At 72.9% G+C, this 24,866-nt stretch carries 22 protein-coding genes; 15 read left to right on the top strand and 7 right to left on the bottom strand.

The genetic code is table 11. The annotated features are described in order from the left end of the window. Positions 1-6 precede the first annotated feature (6 nt). From crtI to CLV71_RS04875, 3 genes are read left to right on the top strand one after another with little or no spacing between them, the layout of a single operon-like run. Positions 7-1,512 (top strand): phytoene desaturase family protein, encoded by a 1,506-nt coding sequence (gene crtI / locus CLV71_RS04885; protein ID WP_133901393.1) that lies wholly within the window; start codon positions 7-9, stop codon positions 1,510-1,512. Beyond that, a complete protein-coding gene (locus CLV71_RS04880) occupies positions 1,509-2,471 on the top strand; it encodes a phytoene/squalene synthase family protein (RefSeq protein ID WP_133901392.1) in 963 nt (320 codons plus the stop codon). The genes crtI and CLV71_RS04880 overlap by 4 nt, the downstream gene beginning before the upstream one ends. Continuing rightward, entirely contained in the window at positions 2,468-3,211 is a 744-nt protein-coding gene (locus tag CLV71_RS04875) for a class I SAM-dependent methyltransferase (RefSeq protein ID WP_208297389.1), read from the top strand. Before CLV71_RS04880 ends, CLV71_RS04875 begins: the two co-directional genes overlap by 4 nt. Here the strand turns inward: CLV71_RS04875 and CLV71_RS04870 are convergent. Together CLV71_RS04870 and CLV71_RS04865 are read right to left on the bottom strand one after the other, a co-directional pair. After that, positions 3,187-4,203, bottom strand: a complete 1,017-nt coding sequence (locus CLV71_RS04870) for a Rieske (2Fe-2S) protein (RefSeq protein ID WP_133901391.1) — start codon at positions 4,201-4,203, stop codon at positions 3,187-3,189. The genes CLV71_RS04875 and CLV71_RS04870 overlap by 25 nt on opposite strands. Next, positions 4,163-5,032: a YhjD/YihY/BrkB family envelope integrity protein gene (locus CLV71_RS04865; protein WP_133901390.1), complete on the bottom strand. Its 870-nt coding sequence runs from the start codon at positions 5,030-5,032 to the stop codon at positions 4,163-4,165. The genes CLV71_RS04870 and CLV71_RS04865 overlap by 41 nt, the downstream gene beginning before the upstream one ends. 76 nt (positions 5,033-5,108) lie before the next feature. Between CLV71_RS04865 and CLV71_RS04860 the strand changes: the two genes are divergently transcribed. Further along, complete coding sequence (locus CLV71_RS04860; RefSeq protein ID WP_243866230.1) at positions 5,109-5,834, top strand: CDP-alcohol phosphatidyltransferase family protein; 726 nt, start codon at positions 5,109-5,111, stop codon at positions 5,832-5,834. Here CLV71_RS04860 and CLV71_RS04855 read toward each other — a convergent pair. Genes CLV71_RS04855 through CLV71_RS04845 form a run of 3 tightly spaced genes read right to left on the bottom strand, consistent with a single transcriptional unit; the run spans position 5,796 to position 9,173 of the window. Next, positions 5,796-7,268 (bottom strand): phytoene desaturase family protein, encoded by a 1,473-nt coding sequence (locus tag CLV71_RS04855; RefSeq protein WP_133901389.1) that lies wholly within the window; start codon positions 7,266-7,268, stop codon positions 5,796-5,798. The genes CLV71_RS04860 and CLV71_RS04855 overlap by 39 nt on opposite strands. 1 nt (position 7,269) lies before the next feature. Next, entirely contained in the window at positions 7,270-8,373 is a 1,104-nt protein-coding gene (locus CLV71_RS04850) for a glycosyltransferase family 2 protein (protein WP_243866229.1), read from the bottom strand. After that, positions 8,370-9,173 carry a carotenoid biosynthesis protein gene (locus CLV71_RS04845; RefSeq protein WP_133901388.1) on the bottom strand — a complete coding sequence of 268 codons (804 nt, stop codon included), beginning with the start codon at positions 9,171-9,173 and terminating at the stop codon, positions 8,370-8,372. The genes CLV71_RS04850 and CLV71_RS04845 overlap by 4 nt, the downstream gene beginning before the upstream one ends. A 200-nt stretch (positions 9,174-9,373) precedes the next feature. Here CLV71_RS04845 and CLV71_RS04840 point away from each other — a divergent pair, with 200 nt between their 5' ends. After that, entirely contained in the window at positions 9,374-10,921 is a 1,548-nt protein-coding gene (locus CLV71_RS04840; RefSeq protein WP_133901387.1) for an FAD-dependent oxidoreductase, read from the top strand. A 38-nt stretch (positions 10,922-10,959) separates the two neighbouring features. Here CLV71_RS04840 and CLV71_RS04835 read toward each other — a convergent pair whose 3' ends face one another. Then, positions 10,960-11,904, bottom strand: coding sequence for a phosphotransferase family protein (locus tag CLV71_RS04835; RefSeq protein ID WP_208297388.1), 945 nt, complete (start codon positions 11,902-11,904; stop codon positions 10,960-10,962). A gap of 216 nt (positions 11,905-12,120) precedes the next feature. Between CLV71_RS04835 and CLV71_RS04830 the strand changes: the two genes are divergently transcribed. The 7 genes from CLV71_RS04830 (at position 12,121) to CLV71_RS04800 (ending at position 20,850) form a co-directional block, all read left to right on the top strand. Beyond that, positions 12,121-12,888 carry a thioesterase II family protein gene (locus tag CLV71_RS04830; protein WP_133901386.1) on the top strand — a complete coding sequence of 256 codons (768 nt, stop codon included), beginning with the start codon at positions 12,121-12,123 and terminating at the stop codon, positions 12,886-12,888. Between the two features lie 68 nt (positions 12,889-12,956). Next, positions 12,957-13,256, top strand: a complete 300-nt coding sequence (locus CLV71_RS04825; RefSeq protein ID WP_133901385.1) for an acyl carrier protein — start codon at positions 12,957-12,959, stop codon at positions 13,254-13,256. Between the two features lie 23 nt (positions 13,257-13,279). Continuing rightward, complete coding sequence (locus tag CLV71_RS04820; protein ID WP_243866228.1) at positions 13,280-15,478, top strand: amino acid adenylation domain-containing protein; 2,199 nt, start codon at positions 13,280-13,282, stop codon at positions 15,476-15,478. 26 nt (positions 15,479-15,504) lie between these two features. Then, positions 15,505-16,695: an NAD(P)/FAD-dependent oxidoreductase gene (locus CLV71_RS04815; protein ID WP_133901383.1), complete on the top strand. Its 1,191-nt coding sequence runs from the start codon at positions 15,505-15,507 to the stop codon at positions 16,693-16,695. A gap of 18 nt (positions 16,696-16,713) precedes the next feature. After that, positions 16,714-17,862, top strand: coding sequence for an acyl-CoA dehydrogenase family protein (locus tag CLV71_RS04810; protein WP_133901382.1), 1,149 nt, complete (start codon positions 16,714-16,716; stop codon positions 17,860-17,862). 146 nt (positions 17,863-18,008) lie between these two features. Next, a complete protein-coding gene (locus tag CLV71_RS04805; protein WP_133901381.1) occupies positions 18,009-19,499 on the top strand; it encodes a cryptochrome/photolyase family protein in 1,491 nt (496 codons plus the stop codon). Between the two features lies 1 nt (position 19,500). Continuing rightward, entirely contained in the window at positions 19,501-20,850 is a 1,350-nt protein-coding gene (locus CLV71_RS04800) for a cryptochrome/photolyase family protein (protein ID WP_133901380.1), read from the top strand. Between the two features lie 79 nt (positions 20,851-20,929). Here CLV71_RS04800 and CLV71_RS04795 read toward each other — a convergent pair whose 3' ends face one another. Then, positions 20,930-21,535 carry a hypothetical protein gene (locus tag CLV71_RS04795; RefSeq protein ID WP_133901379.1) on the bottom strand — a complete coding sequence of 202 codons (606 nt, stop codon included), beginning with the start codon at positions 21,533-21,535 and terminating at the stop codon, positions 20,930-20,932. Between the two features lie 515 nt (positions 21,536-22,050). On the opposite strand from CLV71_RS04795, the gene CLV71_RS04790 reads away from it, so the two are divergent. Genes CLV71_RS04790 through CLV71_RS04780 form a run of 3 tightly spaced genes read left to right on the top strand, consistent with a single transcriptional unit; the run spans position 22,051 to position 24,747 of the window. Then, positions 22,051-23,763 carry a sensor histidine kinase gene (locus CLV71_RS04790; protein ID WP_166663933.1) on the top strand — a complete coding sequence of 571 codons (1,713 nt, stop codon included), beginning with the start codon at positions 22,051-22,053 and terminating at the stop codon, positions 23,761-23,763. Next, positions 23,754-24,422: a response regulator transcription factor gene (locus CLV71_RS04785; RefSeq protein WP_133901377.1), complete on the top strand. Its 669-nt coding sequence runs from the start codon at positions 23,754-23,756 to the stop codon at positions 24,420-24,422. The genes CLV71_RS04790 and CLV71_RS04785 overlap by 10 nt, the downstream gene beginning before the upstream one ends. A gap of 16 nt (positions 24,423-24,438) precedes the next feature. Further along, a complete protein-coding gene (locus tag CLV71_RS04780; protein WP_133901376.1) occupies positions 24,439-24,747 on the top strand; it encodes a hypothetical protein in 309 nt (102 codons plus the stop codon). The last annotated feature ends 119 nt before the right edge of the window (positions 24,748-24,866 follow it).

Here is a 24,866-nt window from a genome sequence, read left to right as displayed (position 1 = left end):
GACGTCGTGCGGAGTGTGCGAGGACGGACCGACCGCGTGGTCGTGGTCGGTGCCGGGTTGTCCGGCCTCGCGGCGGCGCTGCACCTCGCGGGCCGCGGCCGGGAGGTCGTGGTGGTCGAGCGGGAGCAGGTGCCGGGTGGCCGGGCAGGCAGGTCCGACGTCGACGGCTACCGGCTCGACACCGGGCCGACGGTGCTCACGATGCCCGACATCGTCGAGGAGACGTTGAACGCCGTCGGCGACTCGATCAGCGGCCGGATGGAGCTGTGCCGCCTCACGCCCGTGTACGACGCGCGCTTCGCCGACGGCAGCAGGCTCGCGGTGCACAGCGACGTGGACGCCATGACCGAGGCGGTGCGCGAGTTCGCGGGGCCCGACGAGGCGCTGCGCTACCTGCGCCTGCGGGAGTGGCTCACCCGGCTGTACCGGGCGCAGTACGACCACTTCATCGCCGCGAACACCGACTCGCCGCTGTCGCTGCTCACCCCGCGGCTGGCGCGCCTGGTGGCGCTGGGCGGGTTCGACGGCCTGGACCGGCAGGTCGGCCGCTTCCTGCGCGACGAGCGGCTGCGCCGGGTCTTCACCTTCCAGTCCCTGTACGCCGGGGTGGCGCCGCGGCGGGCGCTCGCCGTGTACGGCGTCATCTCCTACATGGACACCGTCGCCGGGGCGTTCTTCCCCGTCGGCGGGGTGCGGGCGCTCCCGGACGCGCTGGCGGCCGCGGCGCGGGACGCGGGCGTGCGGTTCGAGTTCGGGGCGACCGTGACGGCACTCGAGCGGCAGGGGCGACGGGTCACCTCGGTGGTGACCGACCGTGGCGACCGGTTCGCCTGCGACGCCGTCGTGCTCACCGCCGAACCACGCACCGCCTACCGGCTGTTGCACCGCACCCCGTTCCGGCCGGTGCCGCTGCGGGCCGCGCCGTCGGCGTTCGTGGTGCACCTCGGCGTGCCGGCCGGGTTCGACACCGGCCACCACGTGCTGGGCTTCGGCGCGGCGTGGCGGGAGACCTTCCGCGAGCTGATCGACCTCGGCCGCACCATGACCGACCCGTCGCTGCTGGTCACCCGGCCGACCGCGACCGACCCCACGCTGGCGCCCCGGGGCCGGGACCTGCTCTCGGTACTGGCGCCGGTGCCCAACCTCGACCGCGGCGGCATCGACTGGGACCGCCGCGGCCCCGCCTACACCGAACGGATACTGGACGTGACCGAACGCAGACTGCTGCCGGGCCTGACCTCGTCGGCGGAGGTGCTGCAGACGACCACCCCCGCCGACTGGGCGCGTGCCGGGCTCACGGCAGGCACCCCCTTCAGCTACGCCCACTCCCTCGCCCAGACCGGTCCGTTCCGGCCGGGCAACTTCCCCCGCTCGACCGACAACGTGGTGCTCGCCGGGTCCGGCACGGTCCCCGGCGTCGGCGTGCCGACGGTGCTGATCTCGGGGCGCCTCGCCGCCGACCGGATCACCGGCACGCGGGTGCCGCTGCGGACCGCGGTGGGTGCGCGATGAGCCGCCGCGAGCTCGACGCCGCCGGGATCACCGACCCGGCCCTGCGTGCCGCCTACCTGCGCTGCCGGGTGCTCAACGCCACGCACGGCCGCACCTACTTCCTCGCCACGCGCCTACTCGCCCCGCACCAGCGGCCCGCGGTCCACGCGCTCTACGGTTTCGCCCGCTGGGTCGACGACCTGGTCGACGAGCCGGGGCCGGACGCGACGCCCGAGGTCGTGTCCGGCTGCGTCGACCGGGCCGAGCGGCTGCTGGCCGCCGGGCTGGCACGCGACGGCGCCGACGGCGAGCCGGTGGTGCGGGCGCTCGTCCACACGGTCGACCGCTACGACATCGACCCCGCGTTGTTCTCGGCGTTCCTGCGGTCGATGCGGATGGACCTCGACGTCCGCGCGTACGCGACCAGGGCCGACCTGCAGACCTACACCTACGGCTCCGCGCGGGTGATCGGGCTGCAGATGCTGCCCGTGCTCGGCGCGGTGACCGACCTGGCGACGGCCGCGCCCTACGCGGAGCTGCTCGGCGAGGCGTTCCAGCTCACGAACTTCCTGCGGGACGTGGCCGAGGACCTCGACCGGGGCCGGGTGTACCTGCCTGCCGACGAGCTCGCGGCGTCCGGTGTGGACAGGGAGCGGCTGCTGTGGTGCCGTGGCCGCGGTGCGGCGGACGCGGCCGTGCGCGGCGCCGTGGCCGACCAGGTCGCGAGGACGTGGGCGGTCACCCGGGAGGCCGCACGCGGGATCCCCATGCTGCGCCCCGAGTCCCGGCCGTGCATCGCGACGGCGCTCGCGCTGTACTCGGGCATCCTCGGCCGCATCGAGGCGATGGACCACGACGTGTTCGCCGGTCGCGCGACGGTCGGCACGGGCAGGAAGCTGCGCGTCGCCGCACCGGCGTTCGCGCGGGCGTGGTGGCTGCGCCGCAACGCCCGTTCCGTCCACGAAGGACAGGCGGCGTGAGCCGGGCACCGCTGCGGGACGCGGAGCTGGCGTCCGCCTTCGACGCCGGGGCACCCGCCTACGACCTGCTCGTCGACCGCAACCCCGGCTACCACGAGAACCTGCGGCTGTCGGCGCGGCGGCTGGGCGTGCCGGGAGACGGCGCCGGGACGCGGATCCTCGACGCGGGCTGCGGCACCGGCGCGTCGACCGCGGCGCTGCTCACGGTGGCGCCGAACGCCGAGATCGTCGGGATCGACGCCGCGGACGCGATGCTGGCCAGGGCGCGGGAGAAGGACTGGCCGCCTGGCGTGCGGTTCGTGCACAGTCCCGTCGAGAACCTGGCGGCGGCCGGTGTGCACGGCCCGTTCGACGCGATCTTCGCCGCGTACCTGTTCCGCAACCTCGCCGACCCGGACGGCCAGCTCCGGGCGCTGTGCGAGCTGCTGCGGCCGGGCGGCACGTTGCTGGTGCACGACTACACCTCCGGTGAGGACGGTGTGACGCGGGCCAAGTGGCACGCGGTGTGCTGGGGGATCGTGATCCCGCTCGCCGTGGTGCACCGAGGCGGCACCGGCCTGTACCGGCACCTGTGGCGCAGCGTCGCGGAGTTCGACGACGCCCCGGCCTTCGCGCGCAGGCTCGTCGGCGCGGGCTTCACCGACGTCCGGTTCGCGACGGTGCCGGGCTGGCAGCGCGGCATCGAGCACACGTTCCTCGCCACCCGGCCGCGGGCTCAGGTGGCGGAGCGCAGGGCGTAGCGGCGTTCGGCGTAGGCGAGGTCGTCGCGCCACAGCCGGGCCGCGGCCCGCCGCATCAGCGGGCGGAGCAGCGGCGCGACGCGCTTCGCCCTGGCGAACCCCGGGCGGTCGGACGTGGCGATGGTCGCCTCGACGACCGCGGTCCTCGGCCGCCCGTCCGCGCCGGGTGCGCGTGGTGTCGCGTGTGTCTCGACGACGCTGCCGCGGCCCTCGCCGTCGGTGATGCGCATGACCACCGTCCTGGGCTCGGGGCAGGAGAACTCCGCCCGCACGGGCACCCCGAGGCGGGGACCGACCCGGAAGGTCACGTCGACGACGAACCGGTCGTCCTCGTCGGACAGGTCGGTGGCCGCGTCGGGCGCGGACAGCACGGTGAGCCTGGTGAACGAGTACGGGTGGAACCAGGCGCCGTGCCAGGGGTCGAGGCGGTTGGCGACCACGTCGTCCGGTTCGCACACCCCGGTGAGGGTGGCGACGGCGGCCACGCTCGCCGCCGGGTCCGGCCGGGACGCGAGCACGGGCGCGTCCAGCGGCGGTTCGCCGCCGAGGTCGTCGAGCCGCACCCAGGCGAGCACACCGTCGTCGTGGGACGGCAGCGGCCGCCAGCCCGGTCCGCCGTCGCCGGTCAGCGGGAGGCCGTGCCAGCGGCAGCGCAGGGTGCCGCAGTCCACCCGGCCGAGCGCGAGCGGCGCCCCGAGGTGCGGGCAGACACCGGAGCCGACCACGAGGCCACCCGCCGCGTCCCGCCACGCCACCAGCTCCTTCGGTCCCACAGCGGTCCCGAAGGGACGGTCGGCGCGGATCTCCCCGCTCGCGGCGATGACGAACCAGTTGCCGGACGGCCGCGCGGCGGCTCGTTTCGCGGCGGCGTCGATCAGCGCCGGTTTCGCGGCGGCGAACGTCGGCTCCTGCGCGGGCCAGGACGTCGGGTCCAGCGGGCGCACGGGCACCTCATCCGGCCACCGCGCCAGAAGCCGGTCGAACAGAGCCATGGGGTGTTCCTCTCCGGGAGTGGACGGTGTGGGCGCTGACGGCGATGCGGTACCCGGCGAGCAGCACGACGTGCAGCCCGAACAGCCACAACCCGAGCGCGACGATATCCCCGACCACCGGCAGTCCGCCGAACGCGATGCTCCAGTCGACCGGGATCGCGAGGAAGAGCACGAACCCGTGCAGGAACCCGGTCAGGACCGCGCCGAGGACGAAACCCGCGAGCACGGCGGCACGGGTCGGGAGGACCGACGGCCCGGTCCTCGCGAACACGAACGCGACCACCACCCACATCGGCACGAGGTCGAGGTGGAAGGACAGCACGATGCCGAGCACGCGCGCCCAGCCGCCCGCCTCGTACAGCGGCGCGACGACCGGTGCGAACGCGAGCGGGAACGCCACGAGCAGTGGCGCGGCGACGAGCACGGGCAGGAAGCGCAGCCGTCCGGCCCACCCCGTCGACCCGGGCACGGGCCGGCCGGTGACCGCGATCAGACCACGCCGCAGGCCCTCGCCGTAGAGGCTCGCGGGCAGGAGCATCGCGAGGAGCGACGGCCACGTCGCGGACACGGCACCGGCGGCGAGCGTGGACAGCGGCGGGCCGGCGTCGTGCGCGTGGGGCAGCGACCGGCCGAGGTGCCGCGCGCCGTCGAGGACCAGCCCGTCGCCGAAGAGGGTGGCGGCGCCCCGGAGCGCGAGCAGCAGCACCGGGACCATGGCGACCATGCCGTAGAAGGTCAACCCCGCCGCCCAGAGGACGAGGTCACGGCCACGCAGGGCGTCGCGGACGTGCCCCACCACGGCGTGGAGTGCGGCACGTGCGCGGGGCATGGGCGTTGGTTACCCGTCCGCGGCGATCTCACCCGTCCGCGGCGCGTGGTCCCCGCGTGCCGCCTAGCCTGGGCGAGTGACCGATGACCTGCACGAGGACCCCGTGGCGGGCTGGTCGCGGCTGCACGGCGAGGACGTGTCCGGCAGCCGCGTGGTCGTCGGCTGGCTCCGGCTCGTGCACGTGCTGGCACGCAGGGTCGACCGCGTGCCCCCCGATGTCCTGTCCGTGGCGGGGGTGGTGGTCGCGGCGGGCGCCGTCGGGCTCGCGGCCCTCGGTGACCGGTGGCCGCTCGCGGCGTTCGTGCTGGTGGTGGCGACGGGGGTGCTCGACGGGCTGGACGGCGCGGTGGCGCTGCGGACCGGCAGGGCACGGCCGCTCGGCGCGGTCGTCGACGCGGTGGCCGACCGGGTCGCGGACCTGTGCCTGGTGGCCGTGCTGGTCGTGCTCGGCGCTCCCGGGTGGGCGGGTGCCGCGCTGGGTGCCGCGGTGTTGCTGCACGAGTACGCGCGGGCCAGGGCTCAGGGCGTCGGCATGGGGTCGGCGGGCTCGGTGACGGTCGCGGAGCGCCCGACCCGGTTGATCGTCACGGCGGTCGCCTGTGCGGGAGCCGGGACGTTCCCGGCGGGCACCCCGGGGACCGGGTGGTCGTGGGGCGTGGTGTCGGCGCTGTTGTGGGCCGGGATCGCGGTGGTCGGGCTGGTCCAGCTGGCGGCCGGGATCCGCCGTGAGCTGTCCGGACGCCCCTGGGTCGACCCGCCCCGGTCAGGCCGGTCCGACGAGGCCGGCGACGATCGCGGCTGACATGGCCACGAGCGGCAGCCCGCCGCCGGGGTGCGCCGAACCACCCACCAGGTAGAGGCCGCGAACGGGCCCGGCGTTGCCCGGTCGCAGCAGGGCGGCACGCGGCCCGTTGGACGAGGAGCCGTAGATGGAGCCGCCGACCGAGCCGGTGTCGCGTTCCCAGTCGGCCGGGGTGCGAAGCTCGCGCCAGCGGACCCGGTCCCGCACGTCGAGCCCCCGGTCGGCGAGGATCCGCAGCACGCGGTCGGCGTAGTCGTCGGCCAGGCCGGGCGCGGTCCAGTCGACCGGCCCGTGGCGCGGGGCGTTCACGAGCACGAACCAGGCCTCGTCGCCGTCGGGGGCCACCGTGGGGTCGTCGGGGGCGCAGACGTAGACGGTCGGGTCCGGCACGGGTTGCGGTGCGCGGCCGAAGACGGCGTCGAACTCGGCGTCGTAGTCGGCGGGGAACAGCACCCGGTGGTGACGGGGCGCCGGTGTGCGGCCACGCAGTGCGAGCAGCATCACGAACCCGGACAGCGACGGCCGCACCCGCCGCAGTGCTCGCCGGGCACGCGAGGTCGCGCGTCCTGGCAGCAGGTCGTGGTAGAGGTGCTCGGCGTCCACGTCGGACACGACGAGGTCGGCAGGGAGCGGTTCCCCGTCCGCGAGCCGGACCCCGGTGACGCCGCTCGCGTCGCTGTCGATCCCCGCCACCCGCGCGTGGAAGCGGAACCCGACACCGAGTGCTCGGCAGCGGTCGGCCAGCGCGTCGCAGAGCACTCGCAGGCCGCCGCGCACGTACCAGCCGCCGAACCGCTGCTCGACGAACGGGACGACGCTCATCAACGCCGGGATGCGGCGCGGGTCGGACCCGCTGTAGGTGGCGTAGCGGTCGAGCAGCATGCGCAGCCGAGGATCGGCTAGCCTGCGCCGCCCCAGTGAACGCAACGTGCGCCAGGGCGCGATGGCGAGCAGGTCCCGCACGCTCGCCGACCGGCGCACCAGGTCGCCGACACCACCCAGCGGGCGCTGCAGCACCGGCTCCCCCACCAGGTCCCACAGGTGCGCCGCGTCGACCATGACCGCCTGCCACTGCCGCGCCGCCCGCTCCCCGAACACCTCCGCCAGCGCGGCGGGCACCTCGTCCGCCGCGTGGGGCAGGTCCAGCTCGGTGCCGTCGGGGAAGCGGTAGTGGCACACCGGGTCGACGGGCACGACGTCCACGACGTCGTCGAGCGGGGCGCCGGTGGCGGCGAACAGGTCGCGGTAGACGTCGGGGAGGGTGAGCAGCGACGGACCGGTGTCGAACGTGAAGCCGTCGCGTCGCAGGGTGCCGAGCTTGCCGCCGTGGGTGCCCGCCTGCTCGGCGACCGTCACCCGGTGCCCGAGCGCGGCGAGGCGTGCGGCCGAGGCGAGTCCGCCCATGCCGGCACCGATGACCACGACCCGAGCCACGTCAGTCGCTCCCCCGCAGCGACCGGCCCTTCCAGGTGAGCCGGCCGGTCCCGCGTGCCCGCCACGACCGGCCGAGCAGCGAGAGCAGGACGCCCACCGAGACCGGGTGCGCGAGCGAGTCGGGCCACACACGTCCGCCGGTGTGCCGGGCGGCCACCACGCGCCCGGCCACCCCGGCGAGGTAGCCGACCAGACCGGCGCGTGACCCGGCCAGTGCGGCGAGCGGGGGCAGCAGGTAGAGCCACGCGAGGCCGAGCGCGAGTGCCGCCGCCGAGGCGGGGTTGCCGGCGACCGACCACAGCGACTTGGTGTAGCCGTCCCGCACCTCGGGCCAGCCCGCGTACATGCGGCAGGTCGCGACCGCACTCCCGTCCGCGACGATGCCCCGTCCTCCGGACCGCTTGATCGCCCGCATGAGGGCGATGTCGTCGAGCACGGCGGTCGCGACGGACTCGAACCCTCCCGCGCGGTCGAGGGCGGCACGGTCGAGCACCAGGAACTGCCCGTTGGCCGCGGACAGCGACGGCCGCGAAGACCGCTCCGACAGCCGCAGCGGCAGGAACACCAGCCAGGTCCACTGCAGCAGCGGCTGCACCAGCCGGGTGGGCAGGTCGTCGGCGAGCTGGCGGGGGAAGGGCGAGACGGCGTCGAGGCCGAGGTCGCGAAGCAGGGCGACGGCGGCGGCCACCGCGTGCGGGGCAAGCACGACGTCGGCGTCGACGAACACGAGCACGCTGCCGCGTGCCTCGGCGGCGAGACGGGCACAGGCGTGCGGTTTGCCGGGCAGGCCGGGCGGCGGTGGTGCCCCGGTCACGACACGCAGTCGGGGATCGCGGGCGGCCACGTCACGCACGACGTCGGCCGTGTGGTCGGTCGACCCGTCGTCGAGCACGATGATCTCCAGGTCCCGCACGCCGTGCTGGGCGAGCAGGGAGCGGATCGTCGGCGCGATGCGGTGGGCCTCGTCACGGGCGGGAAGGCACACCGAGACCGGTTCGCCGACTTCGGGTGGCTCCGTGGGAGGGACACGCATCAGGCGTGCGTTGACCACGGCGTGGCAGGCGGACAGGACCGCCGCGGCGGCCGCGGCACGCACGAGGTTCACCGGAGCGTCCGCCAGAGCACCACGGCGAACGGCAGGGCGGTCAGTCCCATGAGGACACCGGCGACGAGCGACACCCACGGCCGGTCGAAGAAGGCGGCGTGGGCCCAGACGGACGAGCCGTAGGTCCACAGGTAGAGCAGGGGCGCGGGTCCGGCACGCAGGTCCAGGTCGGTTCCGGGCGGGGTGGCCCGGTGCAGGAGGAGCAGCATCAGCAGTGCCACCAGGAGCCACCCGGCGAAGTTGGTGAGCGGCACGTCGGCCACGCCGGGCAGCCCCGGCGAGGGGTGCGCCCAGACCCAGTGCCCGGCGTCGACCATCTGGGGGTCGAGGAACACGTCCCATGACGCGAGCGCCCCGGCACCGATCGGCACAGCGACCCACGGCGGACGACCCGCACCCGCCAACGCACGCCCGACGAGCAGTGCGGGCCACGCCATCATGACCCAGGCCAGCGGGACGAGCACGGGCACGCCGAGCAACTCGGCCCCGAGGGTGCCGGTGTAGCGGTAGTCACCGAAGGGAAACCCCGTGTGCACCCCAACGGTCTCGGCGACCAACCCACCACCACCGGCGACAAGCACCAGCAGTACCGCGGTCCGAGCCCCGAAACGGGCAGCGGCGTCACACACCGACGCTACGGCGAACGCCACCACCGAGAGGACCGTGGTCGGCAGCCGGTCCCCCGGGTCGGTCATGGAGTAGACGATCTGGGCGAGGACGACGGCCACCCCCGCGACCCAGCCCATCACCCCGACAACACGCGCCCCCAGCGCACGCTGAACCTGGGCCACCGGGGACATGGCCGAACACTAACCGCACCACCCCACTCCGGCACGACGACCAACGACGCCCCCCACCCAGCCCACAACCCTCCACCCAGTCCACGGCGACGGCCGCCCTTGCACCAACCCACCGCCGCCTCCCACCACAACCCACGGCGGGCGGCGGCCTTCGTTCAGCGCATGGTGGCGGCCCCTGCGAGCATCGGGTGATGCTGCCCATGCGTGGACTCCCGGTCGAACCGCCGATCCGTCCCGGTCGTGACCGCAACGCCGAGGTGCTCCCCGCCCGTCCCGGCCGGCCGTCGGCCTCCCACCTCGACCGGCCGCCGCGTGCCGTGGTCGTGGGAGGTGGCATCGCGGGTGTCACCGCGGCGGTGGCCCTCGCCGAACGCGGCTTGTCGGTACGGCTCGTCGAGAAGGAGCCGGACCTCGGCGGCCGGCTCCAGGGCTGGTCGGCGGCCCCGGACCGCACGATGACCCGCGGCTTCCACGCGTTCTTCAAGCAGTACTACAACCTGCGCGCCCTGTTGCGGCGCGTCTCCCCCGACCTGGGCATGCTGCGCCCCGTGGCGGACTACCCACTCCTGCACGTCGACGGCACCGAGGAGAGCTTCGCGGGCATCCCCCGCACCCCGCCGTGGAACGTTGCCGGCTTCGTGCTGCGCAGCAAGACGTTCACCCTCGCCGACCTGCGCAGGATGAACCCCGCCGCGGCCACCCGCCTGTTCGACGTCTCGATCCCCCGCACCTACGCCGAGCTGGACGCCGTCGACGCCTCGACCTTCCTGCGTGACATCGGTTTCCCCGCCGCGGCCCGTCACCTGGCCTTCGAGGTGTTCTCCCGCAGCTTCTTCGCCGACCCCGTGAACCTGTCGGCGGCCGAGCTCGCCACCATGTTCCACATCTACTTCCTCGGCTCGAGCGAGGGCCTGATCTTCGACGTCCCCCGCGACGCCTACCCGACGACGCTGTGGCACCCGCTCCACCGCCTCCTGACCGAGCTGGGCGCGGAGGTGCGCACCGGCACGAGCGTGTCGCGAATCGAACGCGGGCCCGCGGGGTTCACCGTCCACACCGCGACCGAACGGCTCACGGCGGACGCGGTCGTGCTCGCCACCGACGTCCGCGGCCTGCGGCGGCTGGTCGCCGACTCGCCCACTCTCGGCGACCCCGGCTGGCGGTCCAGGATCGCCGCGCTGCGTACCGCGCCTCCGTTCCTGGTCAGCAGGCTGTGGCTGGACCGCCCCGCTGCCCCGCACCGCGCACCGTTCCTCGGCACGAGCGGCTTCCGGCTGCTGGACAACATCAGCGTCCTGGACCTGTTCGAGGACGAGGCACGAACGTGGCGGGCGAACACCGGGGGTTCGGTGGTCGAGCTGCACGCCTACGCCCTGCCCGACGAGGTCGACCAGAACCAGGTCGTGGACGACCTGACCGCACAGCTGCGCACGGTCTACCCGGAACTCGCCGAAGCCCGCATCCGCCACGAGGAACACGTGCTCGCGCAGGACTGCCCACTGTTCGCACCCGGCAGCTTCGCCCACCGCCCGACCGTCACCACCCCGGACCCCGCTCTCGTCCTGGCGGGCGACCTCGTGCGCGTCGACCTCCCCGTCGCCCTCATGGAACGCGCCGCCACTTCGGGCTTCACCGCGGCCAACGCTTTGCTCGGCCACTGGCGGATACGGGGTCACGACCTGTGGTCGGTCACGAACTCCGGCAGGTCACCATTCCTGCGGCGAGCCGCCCGCCGATCGGCCGGCTGACCCGGATCCACAGCGGTCGCCAGCTCCCAGCCCGACCGTCAGGTCCAGATGCCGAGCCTGGCGAACCTGTCGGCCAGGTCGTCGACCCACTGCCGCGGTGTTCGCCCGTCCGGCAACGGACCTCCTGCCTCGGTCCGCCACAGCGCGTCGCCGAGCACGGTGCGCAGGTGCCACGCCATGACGCGGTTCACCTCGAGTGTCGTGCCGGTCAGCTTGTCGTAGTGGGCCACGGTCGCGGTGAACAGCTCGATGCCGCAGTCCGCCGGAAGACAACGCAGGTCGAACTCGGGCTCGCCGACGCCCACCGTCTCCAGGTCCACGACCACCCGCAGCGCCAGCGTCCTCGGGTCCCACAGGTGGTTGTCGCCGTGGAAGTCGCCGTGCACCAGCACGGTCCGCCCCGGCGTCGCGAGCACCGCGTCGGCCCGGTCGCACCAGGACAGCACGCGGTCACGCTGGTCGGGCCGGACCAGCGCGCCGAACCGGGCGCGGAGCGTGTCCGTCGGGACAGGCGGGTTCGACTCCGGCAGCGGGCCGATCACCCGGGCGACCGCGTGCGGCATCCCAGGATCGTGCAGTTCGGCGAGAACCGCGGCGAGGTCCCGGGCGACACCGTCCCGCTCGGCGAACCCGACCAGGTCCCGCACCTGGAAGAACGGCATGGCCGGCACCCGGCGCATGACCAGCATCGCCGGACGACGGGAGAACGTCACCACCTCGGGCAGCGGCAGGCGGGGTGCGACTGTCGTCAGCGCGTCCAGGACCCGTGTCTGATCACAGATCCGCAGCGCGGCGGGTCGGGCCCAGGCGAACTTCACCACGAACCGGTCGTCGACCACCGCGGTGGCCGCACACCACTCCGGGTCGTCGTTCGGCTCGAGCCCGCGAGGCACGATCGTGGCCTCGGCCAGGTCCGGCGCCACGGCGCGCAGCGCGTCCCGCAGGGCGTCGACCGTCGGTTCGTCCAGCCAGGTCGGTTCCACCCCGTCAGCATGACCGATCGAGCCCGACGGGAGCGTGCGCCGGCCACGACCGCGGCCGTCGACGCGCGGCCGACCACCGGCAGGTCCCGTCCGCGAATAATCTTCGCACTTTCGGATATGCGGCCGTCCCGATCGCCGAACTATCCTTCGCCGATCAGACCTCTGACCTCCGCAGGTGACGATGTCCTTTGTATGGCAAGGAAGAGGGGTGGACCGATGACCGGATCGCCTGCGGACCAATGGGTTCGCCGCTTCCGTGACGGCGACGAGTGCACGACGAAGCTCGTCTGTTTTCCCCACGCCGGGTCCGTGGCCGGGCAGTACCGCTCCTGGCCGCGGGGACTGCCGTCGGATGTCGGTGTCATGGCCGTGCGGTACCCGGGTCGGGAGGAGCGGTTCGACGACCCGTTCCCGCCCGGGCTGGAAGCGCTCGCGGAGGACGTCGCCGACGCGCTCGGCGAGTTGGCACAGCGACGGCTGGTGTTGTTCGGTCACTGTTTCGGCGCCACCGTCGCCCACGAGGTGGCGTTGCGCCTCCAGCACCGGGGGTACCCGCCTGCCGCCCTGTGCGTGTCCGGAACACAGCCGCCGCACGTGCTGCCTGCCGACCGCGTCGTCCCCAGCGCGGACGAGGACATCATCGCGCACGTCGTGAGCCTGGACGCGAGCCGTGCCTCGGCCTTCGAGAACCCGGACCTGCGCGAGGCGACACTGCCCGCGGTCCGCGGCGATTACGGCCTGGTGGGCGGCTATTCCGGTGGCCCCCGGCCACTGCTCGACTGCCCGATCCACGCCTACGCCGGGGCCGACGACACCGAGGTGGCTCCGGAGGACATCGGGCGCTGGGCGGAGATGACACGCGGTGCCTTCCGGCTGCGCGTGCTGCCCGGCGGGCACTTCTACCTCACACCCGAGGAGGCCACGCTGCTCGCCGACCTGCGTGACGTCCTGGACCTCGTCAGGTCGGGCACGGAGGCTGCCTGATCCCGGACCGGTCGACATCCCCGACACGGCTCACAACGCACGAACAACCACTGGGAGAGGTGCGGATCATGTCCGACGTGACAAGCTCCGGTCAGGCCGACGCGGAGGCCGGGGACCAACCTCGTCTCGTCGGCCTCGTCCGCTCGGCGTGGCGGGACACCCTCGGCTACGACACACCCGACGACGACACGAGCTTCTTCGACGCGGGCGGCGACTCGTTCGTCCTCATCGCCCTCATCGGGAGGATCTCGACGTCCTCCGGGCTCACGATCAAGGCCGTCGACGTCCTCCGGGCCCCCACGATCAGGAAACAGGCCGCGTTGCTCGGCAGGTTGATGGAGAGTGACCGCAGCGGCGAGGCGGCCTGATGGGGGCGCGAAGAAGACAGGGCGTGCGCCTGGTCGAGTCGTGGGTGGACAGACTGAAGACGGCGCCGACGACGCTGGACCTGCCGTCGGACAACCGTCGGCCACACCGGTCCGACACCTACGGCAGGTGGCCGTTCGAGCTACGACCGCGCACGGTGGACGTGCCGCCGCACTCCCTTCTCCTGGCCGCCCTCGGTCTGACCCTGGCCAGACTGACCGGGGCGAGCACCGTGCTGGTGGGCGTCGGCGATCCCACCGCTCCCGTTCCGGTGCGGATCGACGTCGACGACGACCTGGCGCCGGCGGCATTCGTCCGTGGCGTGGAGGAGTCGCTGGCCTGGAGCCTGGCACGGGGACGGTTTCCCCTCGACGACGTCGCCACGAGGCTGGGCGTCACGCGGTCCGGCCGACGTCATCCGTTCGTCCAGGTTCACTTCTCGACACCCGGCCGACCGGACGCGGAGATCGCACCCTGGTTCGACCTCGCCGTGCGGGTGGACGAGGGCGGGTCGTTCGCCGGCCGACTCGACTACGCGGCCGAGATCTGGGCCGAAGGCGAGGCAGGGAGGTTCGCCCTGGACTACGCGGCAGCCGTGGAGCAGCTTGGCGAGGCGGCGGACAGCGCGGACGCGACGCTCGCGGATCTCCGCTGCATCTCCGCCCCCGCACGGAAAACCCTCGCCGCGATCAACGACACGAGCCGCGAGTTCCCCGACACGTCCGTGGACGCGCTCTTCCGCGACGTGGCCGGCAGGTGGCCCACCGCGGTGGCCGTGCGCGACGCCGAGTCGGCACTGACCTACGCCGAACTGGCCGACGCCGCGGCCGAACAGGCGCATCGGCTCCGTGCGGCGGGCGTGGGAGACGGGGACACGGTTCTGATCGGCGTGCCGAGGTCCGTCGCAGAAGTGGTGGCCGTGCTCGGCACGCTCTGGGCGGGCGCCGCCTATTTCGGCGTCGACCTCACACAGCCCGCGTCGCACACCGCCCGGATTCTGGCCAAGGCGTGTCCGGCCGCCGCGATCGCCGCCGACGACACCCGGCTCGCACCCCACGGCGTGCCCGTGGTCGAGCCCTGGCATCCGGGCCGGAACAGCACCGGAGCAGCCGCCGTCCGGCCTGACTCCGGTCGACGGGCGTACATCGCCTTCACCTCGGGTTCGACCGGTGCGCCCAAGGGCGTGGCGATTCCGCACCGCGGCGTGATCCGGCTGGTCCACGGGAGTGAGTACCTGGCGCTGGGGCCGGGTGAGCGCTCGCTTCGCCTGGCGTCACTGGCCTTCGACGCGTCCACACTGGAGCTGTGGGGCACCCTGCTGACAGGTGCGACCCTCGAGATCTGCCCACCGGACGTGCTGTTCCCGGCCGAGATCGGCGCGTTCCTCGAGGAGCGCCGCATCACCGTGGCGTTTCTCACCGCGGGCCTCTTCGGGCTGGTGCAGGAATTCGCGGGACACTCGTTCTCCGGCCTGCGGCACCTCATGACCGGCGGCGACGTCGTGCCCCACGAGCACGTCAGACGGGCGCTGGCGAACAACCCGGGCCTCGTCGTCACGAACTGCTACGGCCCCACCGAGAACACCGTCGTCACGACAGTGTGTTCGGTGCGCGAACCCGAAAGCGTCGACGGCCCTCTCCCCATCGGGTCGCCGGTACCGGGCACACGGGTCCACGTCCTGGACGGGCGCGGCAGGCTGCTGACCCCCGGGGCCGTCGGAGAACTGTATGCCGCCGGAGACGGCCTCGCGTCGGGTTACGTGAACGACAGCGCGGAGACCGACAAGGCGTTCGGCTTCTTCTCACCGGACGTTCCCGAGCGGCTGTACCGCACCGGTGACCTGGTGCGGATCGACGGCTCCGGCCGGCTCCGCTTCGTCGGCCGGGCCGACGACCAGGTCAAGATCCGCGGCTTCCGCGTCGAGCTGCACGCGATCAGCGAGTCACTGCGTGCCAGGGAGGGCGTCGACGAGGCGTTCGTGACGGTCACGGACGGCGACAGCCTCGACAAGAGGCTCGTGGCCGCGGTCCGGCTGGCGCCGGGAGCGGACATCACCCCCGCCGACCTGCGGGACCGGCTCCGCGACGAGCTGCCGTCGTACATGGTGCCCGGCCTCTGGGCGGTCGTGGACCAGCTGCCGATCACGACGACCGGGAAGATCGACCGCCGCCGGCTCGCGACCATCGCCAGACCCGCGGGCGCGTTCCCGAGGCGGGCAGCGTGACCAGCGGCGGATTGTGAGGCATCTGCATGTACGACGCCATCGTGGTGGGGGCCCGCTGTGCGGGCGCGCCGAGCGCCCTGCTCCTGGCCCGCGCGGGATATCGGGTGCTCCTGCTCGACAGGTCGGCGTACGGCTCCGACACGCTCTCCACGCATCTGGTCCACCAGCCCGGGATCGCGGCACTCGCCCGTTGGGGCGTGCTGGACCAGATCCGCGCGTCGGGCTGCCCGCCGCTGGAACGCACCGTCTACGAGGTCGCCGACATCCGCATCGACGGGTGCGCGGGCGGTGTGGCGGGACAGCGGGCGAAGTACGCCCCCCGGCGTCGCGTCCTGGACGCGCTGCTGGTGGACGCGGCCGTCCGGGCCGGAGCGGAGTACCGCGAACGCTGCCGGGTGACCGCGCTCCTGCGGAACCGGACGGGACGGGTCGTCGGTGTCGAGGGCCGACACCGCGACCGGCACTTCACCGAACACGCGCGCCTGGTGATCGGCGCGGACGGCATGCGCTCCACCGTCGCCCGACTGGTGGCGGCGCCGTGCACAGTGCGGCACCCGCTCATGACCTGCGCCTACCACACGTACTGGCACGACGTGCCCGCCGACGGCGTCGAGCTGTACGAGCGGCCCGGCGCCTGGGTGGCCGCGGTGCGCACCAACGACGACGCGACCCTCGTGCAGGCGTACTTCCCGCAGTCCCGCTTCGAGGAGGTCCGCACCGACGCGCGCCGGGCGTACGAGGAGCAGATCCGCACCACCGCGCCTTCGCTCCACGAGCGGTTGCTGGGCAGCGAGCCGACCGAGCGCCTCCACGGCACCGGCGACCAGCAGAACTTCTTCCGGCAGGCGACCGGACCCGGCTGGGTGCTGGTCGGCGATGCCGGGCACCACAAGGACTCCGTCACCGCCCGTGGCATCAGCGACGCGTTCCAGCAGGCGGAGGCCCTGGCGGCCGAGCTGGCCAACGTGCTCGCCGACGATCCCGCACGCCTCGACGCGGCCCTGGCCCGGTTCGCCGAGACCCGGGACGCGACGATGGCTCCCGGCTACCAGGGCACACTCGGCGTCGCCCGGCTGGCTCCCCCGCACGAGCAGCGACTGGCCCTGCTGCGGGCCGTGCGGTCGGATCCGGAACTCGTCGCGACCTACCTCGACGTGGTGGCCGGGGTCGTGTCGGCGGACGCCCTGTACACGCCCAAGCTGCTCGCCCTCCTCTGACAAGCCATCGGAGTGACCATGGTCGTCTTCACCGCCGAACACACGGCACTGCGCAGGCTGGTCAGGGACTTCGCCGAGAGGGAGATCGGCCCGTACGCAGAGGAATGGGAGGCGAAGGGGAGCTTCCCCGCGCACGAGCTGTTCCGGAAGATGGCGGGACTCGACCTGCTCGGCCTGGAGTACGACCCGGCGTACGGCGGCCAGGGCGCGGACCACCTGTGCACGGTGATCCTGCACGAAGAGCTCGGCCGCGTCGGCCCCGCCGGGGTGGCACTGGGCATCGGCATCCAGACGGACATGGCAACCCCGTCACTGCACCACTTCGGCAGCGAGGACCTCAAACAGCGCTACCTGGCCCCGGCGATCAGGGGCGAGGCGGTCTGCGCGGTCGCGGTGACCGAACCCGACGCGGGCTCCGACGTGACCGCCCTCCGCACCCGAGCGACACGCGACGGCGACGACTGGGTGATCAACGGCACGAAGCTCTACGTCACCAACGGCACCCAGGCGGACTGGGTCTGCCTGCTGGCCCGCACGTCCGACGAACCCGGCCACGGCAGCCTCTCGCAGATCATCGTCCCGACCGACACCCCCGGGTGCCACGTCCAGCGCACACTCGACAAGCTCGGCATGCGCTCGTCCGACACCGCCGAGCTGACGTTCACCGACGTACGCGTGCCGATCGGCAACACGATCGGCGAGGTCGGCCTGGGCTTCTACCAGCAGGCAAGCCAGTTCCAGAACGAACGGCTCGTCATGAGCTACGCCGCGGTCGGCAGCATGGAGACGGCCCTGACCCGGACGGCGGACCACCTGAAGACCCGCGAGGTCTTCGGCAAGCCGTTGATCGACCACCAGCACGTCGCCTTCACCCTGGCCGAACTGGGCGCGCGCCTGGACGTCCTTCGGCACTACAACTACGCGGCGGCGGAGGCGTACGTCCGGGGCGAGGACGTGAGCCGCTTCGCGACCGTGGGCAAGCTGGAGACGGCCCGCCTGGCGCGCGAGATCGCCGCGGTGTGCCTGCAGTTCCACGGCGCCATGGGGTACATGGAGGAGATGTGGACCGCCCGGTACTTCCGGGACAGCCCGGTGTGGTCCATCGGCGGCGGCGCCGACGAGGTCATGCTGTACGTCCTGTCCCGCCTGGACGGCTACCACACCTGAACGGTGAAGGGTGGTGGGAGCCACCGGCCCAGCAGGTCCTCCGGCAACGCCCTTCATCGGGCACGGGCTCGGACCCACCAGGGCGCCCCGTCGACAGGACCGCTCGCCGAAGTGCGGTGCGTGTTCGGCACGTCGAGAATGGGCGGATGAGTGACAGGGCTCCACTGTGGTTGTTCGGTGACCAGCTCGGCCGGCACTTCCACGGTGGCGCGCACGCCGACCGCGAGGTCGTGCTCATCGAGTCGCGCTCGGCGCTGGGGCGGCACCGCTACCACCGGCAGAAGCTGCACCTCGTGCTGTACGCGATGCGCAGGCTCGCGGCGGAGCTCGGCGACCGGGCCACGCTGATCCAGGCGGAGTCCTATCGGGACGGGCTGGCGCGGCTGGGGCGGCCGGTGATCACCCACGAGCCCGGCTCACACGCCGCCGCCCGCCTGGTCGAGGACCTCGCGAAGGCAGGTGTCGTGCAGGACATCCTGCCCACCACGGGCTTCGCACTGTCCAAACAAGACTTCGCACACTGGGCGGAGGACCGCGGCCGGTTCCTCATGGAGGACTTCTACCGTGACCAGCGGCGCCGGTTCGGGGTGCTGCTGGAGCCCGACGGCGAACCGGTCGGCGGCCGGTGGAACCTGGACAGGGACAACCGCGAGCAGCCGCCGAGACAGGCGAGCCTGGGCGTGCCCGCGCCCTACCGGCCGCAGGAGAACGAGATCGACCGGCAGGTCCGCGCCGACCTCGACGAACTGGCGGCACACGGGCGCATCGACCCCGTCGGCGTCGACGGTCCCCGGCTGTTCGCCGCATCGCACGACGAGGCACGACGGGCGCTGGACCGGTTCCTCGACACCCGGCTGGCGACGTTCGGCACCCACCAGGACGCCATGCTCGACGCCGACTGGGAGATGTCGCACGCCCTGCTGTCGGTGCCGCTCAACCTGGGGCTGCTCGACCCGCTGCACGTCGTTCGCGCGGCCGAGCGGCGCCACCCCGACGGTGCCCCGCTGAACAGCGTCGAGGGCTTCGTGAGGCAGATCCTGGGCTGGCGGGAGTGGATCTGGCACCTGTACTGGCACCTCGGCCCCTCCTACCTGCGGCGCAACGCGCTCAGGGCAGGCACCCGCCTGCCGGGCTGGTGGCGGTCGCTGGACGCCGACCAGGTGACCGCGCAGTGCCTGCGCACCGCGCTGACCGGTGTGCGGGACCGCGGTTTCGTCCACCACATCCAGCGTCTGATGGTCCTGGGCAACCACGCGTTGCAGCGCGGCTACGCACCCCGCGCCCTGACCGACTGGTTCGCCACCGCGTTCGTCGACGGGTTCCCGTGGGTCATGCCCGCCAACGTCATCGGCATGAGCCAGTACGCCGACGGCGGGATCGTCGCCACCAAGCCCTACGCGGCCGGCGGCGCCTACATCAACCGGATGAGCGACTCGTGCCGGTCCTGCGCGTTCGACCCGGGCACCCGAGTCGGCGAGCGCGCCTGCCCGTTCACGGCGGGCTACTGGGCCTTCCTCGACCGCAACGAGCCTCGGCTGCGTGCCAACCACCGCATGGCCCAGCCGCTACGCGGCCTGCGGAGGCTGTCCGACCTCGACGTGGTGGTCGGACAGGAACGTGACAGGGAGTCCTTCTGACGTGCGTGACACCGCCATCGTCTGGTTCCGGCGTGACCTGCGTGTCCGTGACCAGCCCACGTTCCTCGCCGCAGGCACGTGCGAACACGTCGTCGGTGTGTTCGTCCTCGACCCGGCCCTGCTCGGACCGGCAGGGGCCGCCCGGCGCCGGTTCCTGTTCGGGTGCCTGCGCGAGCTCGACACCGCGCTGGGCGGACGCCTGCTGCTCCTGTCCGGAGACCCGGCCGTGGAGATCCCCCGGCTCGCCTCGGCGCTCCAGGCGCACACGGTGCACGTCGCCGGAGACCACGGACCGTACGGGAAAGGGCGGGACGAGGCGGTGCGGCGATCGCTCGGTCCCCGGACCCGCCTGGTCGTGACCGGTTCGCCCTACGCCGTGGCCCCCGGTCGGGTCCGCACCGCCGACGGGCGCCGGTTCACCGTGTTCACGCCGTTCTCCCGGGTCTGGCGGGCACACGGCTGGCGTGCACCGGCCGAAACGGACGCCGCCACCGTGCGGTGGGCCGACCCGGGGACCCTGGACCTCGGCGGCGTGCCGCTCCCCCACGACCCGCCCTGCGACGCGGACCTCCCGGAGCCGGGCGAGGCGGCCGCACTGCGGACCTGGCGGGAGTTCCTGCGTGACAGGGCATCCGGGTACGGGTCGACGCGCAACCGCCCCGACCTCGACGCCACCTCGCGGATGTCGCCCTATCTCAGGTTCGGCTGCGTGCACCCCAGGACGTTGCTCGCCGACCTCGGTCGCCACGACGGTCCCTTCACGACCGAGCTGGCCTGGCGGGACTTCTACGCCGAGGTACTGGATCGGCGCCCGGACTCGGCGCGGCACAACCACGACCGGACGTTCGACGCCCTGTCCGTGGACACCGGGCCCGACGCGCGGCGCCGGTTCGCCCTGTGGTGCGAGGGACGAACCGGCTACCCCGTCGTCGACGCGGGCATGCGCCAACTGCGAGCAGAGGCGTGGATGCACAACCGCGTCCGCATGATCACGGCATCGTTCCTGGTGAAGGACCTCCACCTCCCCTGGCAGTGGGGAGCACGGCACTTCATGACACACCTCGTCGACGGCGACCTGGCCGCGAACCAGCACGGCTGGCAGTGGGTCGCGGGCTGTGGGACCGACGCCGCGCCCTACGTCCGCGTGTTCAACCCGACCCTCCAGGCCGAACGGTTCGACCCCGACGGCGACTACGTCCGGCGACACGTACCAGAACTGCGTGGGCTGACCGGCAAGGCGGCGCACCACCCACCCGCCGGGCTGGCACCCGACTACCCACTCCCCGTAGTCGACCACGACACCGAACGCCGGGAAGCCCTCACCCGTTACAACGCACTGACCGGTCACTGACCCGGCTGTGGCTCACGCCGTCGTCAACCGCTCCTCGATCAGAACCCGGGCTCACTCGTCGCGTGTCCGCTACCTTGACCTAGTTGTGCGTGACGAGCGCGATCAGGACGACGAGGGCGAGGGCGGCATCCAGGCCGGCGCAGAACGCGGAGTACGAGCGCGCCACCACGATGCCGGCGCGGTGGTGGACGACGTCCCAGACCCCGTGTGCGAGCAGACCGACGATCAGGATCACCGCCGCGACGACCGGGGTACCCGCGGCAGAGGCGATCGCGAGGGCGGCGAAGACGACGGCGGCCACCACCTGCAGGAGGTTGTCGCGCTGCCGCCACCGGCCACGGACGCCCCCGATGACGAGCAGGACGGCCTGCACCACACCGAGAGCGAGAAGCGACAGCCACTCGTTGTCGAACACCGCGCCCAGGCCGACGAGCGGGACCGCACCAGCAAGACTCCACCAGGCGGCGACCGGAACACCAGTCGCCGCGGCGACCAGGTAGATGCCCGCGCACATCATCAGCGCCGACGGGATGCCGGCCTTCGCGCCGATCGCCACGGCGCCCGCGACCCCCACGACGACCGGGAGAACAGTCTGAAACATCAGGCGGCCGCGGCGAGAATCGGTCAGACGTCGTCGCGCCGGGGCGGCCGGAGTCCACTCGACATCCTTGGTGAGGTCGGTCATGACTGCTCCTTCGTCGTGCGGTCGGCTGTGGACGGACTCCCCGTCAGCGGGCTCGTGCTGGGTGAAACGATCGGCGAGGTGGAAAGTCGCGGTCCCGCGCCTGCCAAAGCGTGTGGTCGGGTGCGTCGGCCAGGTAGGCGGCCGCTCCCAGCAGGACACCCGCCCGCGGCCAGGCGGCCCCGGCGCTCACGACTCCCGCCGCCCCGGCGAAGTCCCAGGGCGGCAAGGGGAAGAGGGATGACGGCGAAGGCGGCGAGCATCGCGGCGACGAACCGTTGCGACGTGGTGCTCATGGTCGTGTTCCCTCGTGGCCGGCGTTGTACCTCCAGCCTCTGCCTAGGACGGTCGTCTCGACAGCTTGCGGGCCGGAGTCCGCGCTACCGGCTAGCCATCATATCGCGATCACGGGTACCGGGGATGTGGCGCGGGCGAACTGGGGCGGGCATGCTCGCGATGTGCGCCACCTCCTGCCAGCCACCGTGTCGGTCGGTGCCCGAGCCACCATGATCCGGATCGTGTCCTTGGCCGTACTGGCCTTCCTGAGCGGGCTGGGCGTGATCTGTCTCATCGCGCTGAGCCGGCAGGAGGCGGGTGCCGAGGCGGCGATGTCGGCCGTTCTGGCCGTGACGGTCGGTTGGGCCTATGTCGGTAGCGGGTTGTTGACGTGGCGGCACGGTCGCCGCCGGATCGGGTCGATCCTGGTGTTCATCGGGCTCGCGTGGTTCGCGACCTACCTCGCCTACAGCAACGACAGCTTCTGGTTCACGCTCGGGACCGCCCTGGAGGACGTCTACCTGGTAGGCGTGATGTACCTGGTCCTGGTGTTCCCGCACGGCAGGTTGAGCGGTCGGGTCGACCGGGCGCTCATGGCGGTCGGCGTGGTGCTGGGCACGGTGGTCGAGCTGGCCTGGCTGGTCCTGGCGGACTCCGGGGTCGTGTGCGCGGACTGCCCCGACAACGCGGTGCGGATCGTCAGCGACCACGCCTGGGCGAACGGGATCCTGCAGGCACAGCGCGGCGCCGCCCTGGTCGTCAGCGTCGTCGCCGTCGTGCTGTTCGTTCGGCGGATCCGCCTGGCGTCCACGCCCGTCCGGCGGTCACTGGCACCCGTGCTGTGGACCGGGGGTGCCTTCTGCGTGGCCATGGTGGTGACGATCGTCAACGACGTCGCGGGTGAACCCATGGGGCAGGCGCCGAACTTCATGTGCGGACTGGTCTTCGCGGCGATCCCGGTCTCGATCCTCGCCTCGATGCTGCGGCAGCGTCTCGCCCGCGGCGCCGTGGCACAGCTGGTGGTCCAGCTCGACGGCGGCCCCGGCGGCGTGGACCTGCGGGACGCACTCAGCCGCGCGCTCGGCGACCCGGACCTGGCGGTGGGCTACTGGCTGGCGTCGACCGAGACCTATGTGGACTCCAGGGGACGTCCGTTCGACCCCGACGATCCGGAGAAGGCGAGCACGCTGGTCCAGCGCAACGGCCGGCCGGTGGCAGTTCTGGTGCACGACAAGGCTTTGCAGGACGACCGCGCTCTGGTCGACTCCGTCTGCGCGGCGGCGGGCATGGCGCTGGAGAACGAGCGCCTGCGTGCCGACCTCGAGGCACGCCTGGTCGAGCTGCGGGCTTCGCGAGAGCGACTCGTGCGCGCCGCCGAGTCGGAACGGCGCCGCCTGGAGCGGGACCTCCACGACGGCGCGCAGCAGCGACTGATCGCCGTCGCGATGTCGATCGCGCTGGCCGAGGCGAACCTCCGCGCGAACCCGGTCGCGGCCGGGGCCGCCCTGGACGAGGCACGCGACGGCCTGGCGCGTGCGATGGACGAGCTCCGCACCCTCAGCCAGGGCATCCGGCCGGCCGTGCTGGTCGAACGCGGTCTCGGTGCGGCGCTCGCGGAACTGGCCCGTCGGTCCACAGTGTCCGCCACCGTCGACCTCCGGTTGCGTGCCGCCGTGCCTGCCGACATCGAGACCGCCGCCTACTACGTCGCCAGCGAGGCCCTCACCAACACGGCGAAGCACGCCCACGCGAGCGGAGTGACCATCGCGGCGGAGACGCACGACGGTCTCCTGCGCCTCCGGGTCACCGACGACGGGGTCGGTGGCGCGGAGGCACGTGACGGCAGCGGTCTGCGTGGCCTCGCCGACCGGGTCGAGGGGTTCGGAGGTACCTTGAACATCCACAGCCCCGCCGCAGGCGGCACCTCTCTCAGCGTGGAGCTGCCATGCGTGTAGTCATCGCCGACGACGGGGTCATCCTGCGCGAAGGACTCGCGAGACTGCTCGAGGGCGCGGACTTCGAGATCGCCGGACTGGCCGCCGACGCGGACGAGCTCCTCACGCTGGTCGAGAGCACCCGGCCCGACGTCGCGATCATCGACATCCGCATGCCGCCCAGCTTCACCGACGAGGGACTGCGGGCGGCACGCGTCATCCGCGAGCGATACCCGCGGGTCGGCATCCTCGTCCTGTCCCAGCACGTGCAGCCCTCCTACGCCATCGAGCTGCTCGCGGACGGGACCGAAGGGGTGGGCTACCTGCTCAAGGACCGGGTCGCCAGGCTCGACGAGCTGACGGCGAGCATCCGCACCGTGGCCGAAGGCGGCTCGGTGCTCGATCCGTCGGTGGTCGCGCAGCTGGTCGCCCACCGCCGCCGCGACGACGACCCGCTGGACCGGCTCACCCCACGCGAGCTGGAGGTCCTCTCCCTCGTGGCACAGGGCCTGACCAACAAGGCCGTCGGCGACCGCCTGTTCATCAGCGAGCACACCGTCGAGAAGCACGTCCGCAACATCCTGGCAACGCTGCGGATCCCCGCCACCGCCGACGACCACCGCCGCGTGCTGGCCGTGGTCGTCTACCTCGACGGCCGACAGAATCCGCACCGCCGGTGACGCACGGCGGGGGCAGGTGGTCGCCTGCCCCCGGCTCGCGGTGGTCCTCGGCGGTAGGTCACCAGTCAGGTGTGACGCGGAACGTCTCGAAGCCGGGGACGTCGACGAGCCGCACCAGCTCGTCGACCGTGCAGACGGGAACGCGGAACGCACCCTCGTCGCCGGAGGTGTGTACCCGGAACTCGCAGGCCAGACCGTCGAACCGAACGGGGTCGTGCTGGTCGCCGCCCCGGGCAACCCGAACGGCCAGTACCGGTTCCGGTTCGACGCGGGCGTCGTGCGGGGCGTGACCCTGCAGCTCGTCAACCAGGGCTGCCGGGGCTGAACCCGGTGTCGTGCCGCGGGTTCGTCCCCGTTGTCGGTGCCCAGCCGCGCACGTGCAGCTCACGCCGGGGCAGCACCCACCCCGAACGACAGCGGAAACCGCGTCATCGTCGCACCCCG

Origin of the sequence: Actinophytocola oryzae (assembly GCF_004364325.1) — a bacterium.
Taxonomy (GTDB): domain Bacteria; phylum Actinomycetota; class Actinomycetes; order Mycobacteriales; family Pseudonocardiaceae; genus Actinophytocola; species Actinophytocola oryzae.
This window is presented reverse-complemented; position numbering and strand designations above follow the sequence as displayed.

What these genes read in the sequence shown, in the direction of transcription:
- CLV71_RS04880 (WP_133901392.1), top strand. Translation starts at nt 1,509, where the DNA reads ATGAGCCGCCGCGAGCTCGACGCCGCCGGGATCACCGACCCGGCCCTG.
- CLV71_RS04870 (WP_133901391.1), bottom strand. Translation starts at nt 4,203, where the DNA reads ATGGCTCTGTTCGACCGGCTTCTGGCGCGGTGGCCGGATGAGGTGCCC.
- CLV71_RS04865 (WP_133901390.1), bottom strand. Translation starts at nt 5,032, where the DNA reads ATGCCCCGCGCACGTGCCGCACTCCACGCCGTGGTGGGGCACGTCCGC.
- CLV71_RS04845 (WP_133901388.1), bottom strand. Translation starts at nt 9,173, where the DNA reads ATGTCCCCGGTGGCCCAGGTTCAGCGTGCGCTGGGGGCGCGTGTTGTC.
- CLV71_RS04840 (WP_133901387.1), top strand. Translation starts at nt 9,374, where the DNA reads ATGCGTGGACTCCCGGTCGAACCGCCGATCCGTCCCGGTCGTGACCGC.
- CLV71_RS04830 (WP_133901386.1), top strand. Translation starts at nt 12,121, where the DNA reads ATGACCGGATCGCCTGCGGACCAATGGGTTCGCCGCTTCCGTGACGGC.
- CLV71_RS04825 (WP_133901385.1), top strand. Translation starts at nt 12,957, where the DNA reads ATGTCCGACGTGACAAGCTCCGGTCAGGCCGACGCGGAGGCCGGGGAC.
- CLV71_RS04815 (WP_133901383.1), top strand. Translation starts at nt 15,505, where the DNA reads ATGTACGACGCCATCGTGGTGGGGGCCCGCTGTGCGGGCGCGCCGAGC.
- CLV71_RS04810 (WP_133901382.1), top strand. Translation starts at nt 16,714, where the DNA reads ATGGTCGTCTTCACCGCCGAACACACGGCACTGCGCAGGCTGGTCAGG.
- CLV71_RS04805 (WP_133901381.1), top strand. Translation starts at nt 18,009, where the DNA reads ATGAGTGACAGGGCTCCACTGTGGTTGTTCGGTGACCAGCTCGGCCGG.
- CLV71_RS04795 (WP_133901379.1), bottom strand. Translation starts at nt 21,535, where the DNA reads ATGACCGACCTCACCAAGGATGTCGAGTGGACTCCGGCCGCCCCGGCG.
- CLV71_RS04785 (WP_133901377.1), top strand. Translation starts at nt 23,754, where the DNA reads ATGCGTGTAGTCATCGCCGACGACGGGGTCATCCTGCGCGAAGGACTC.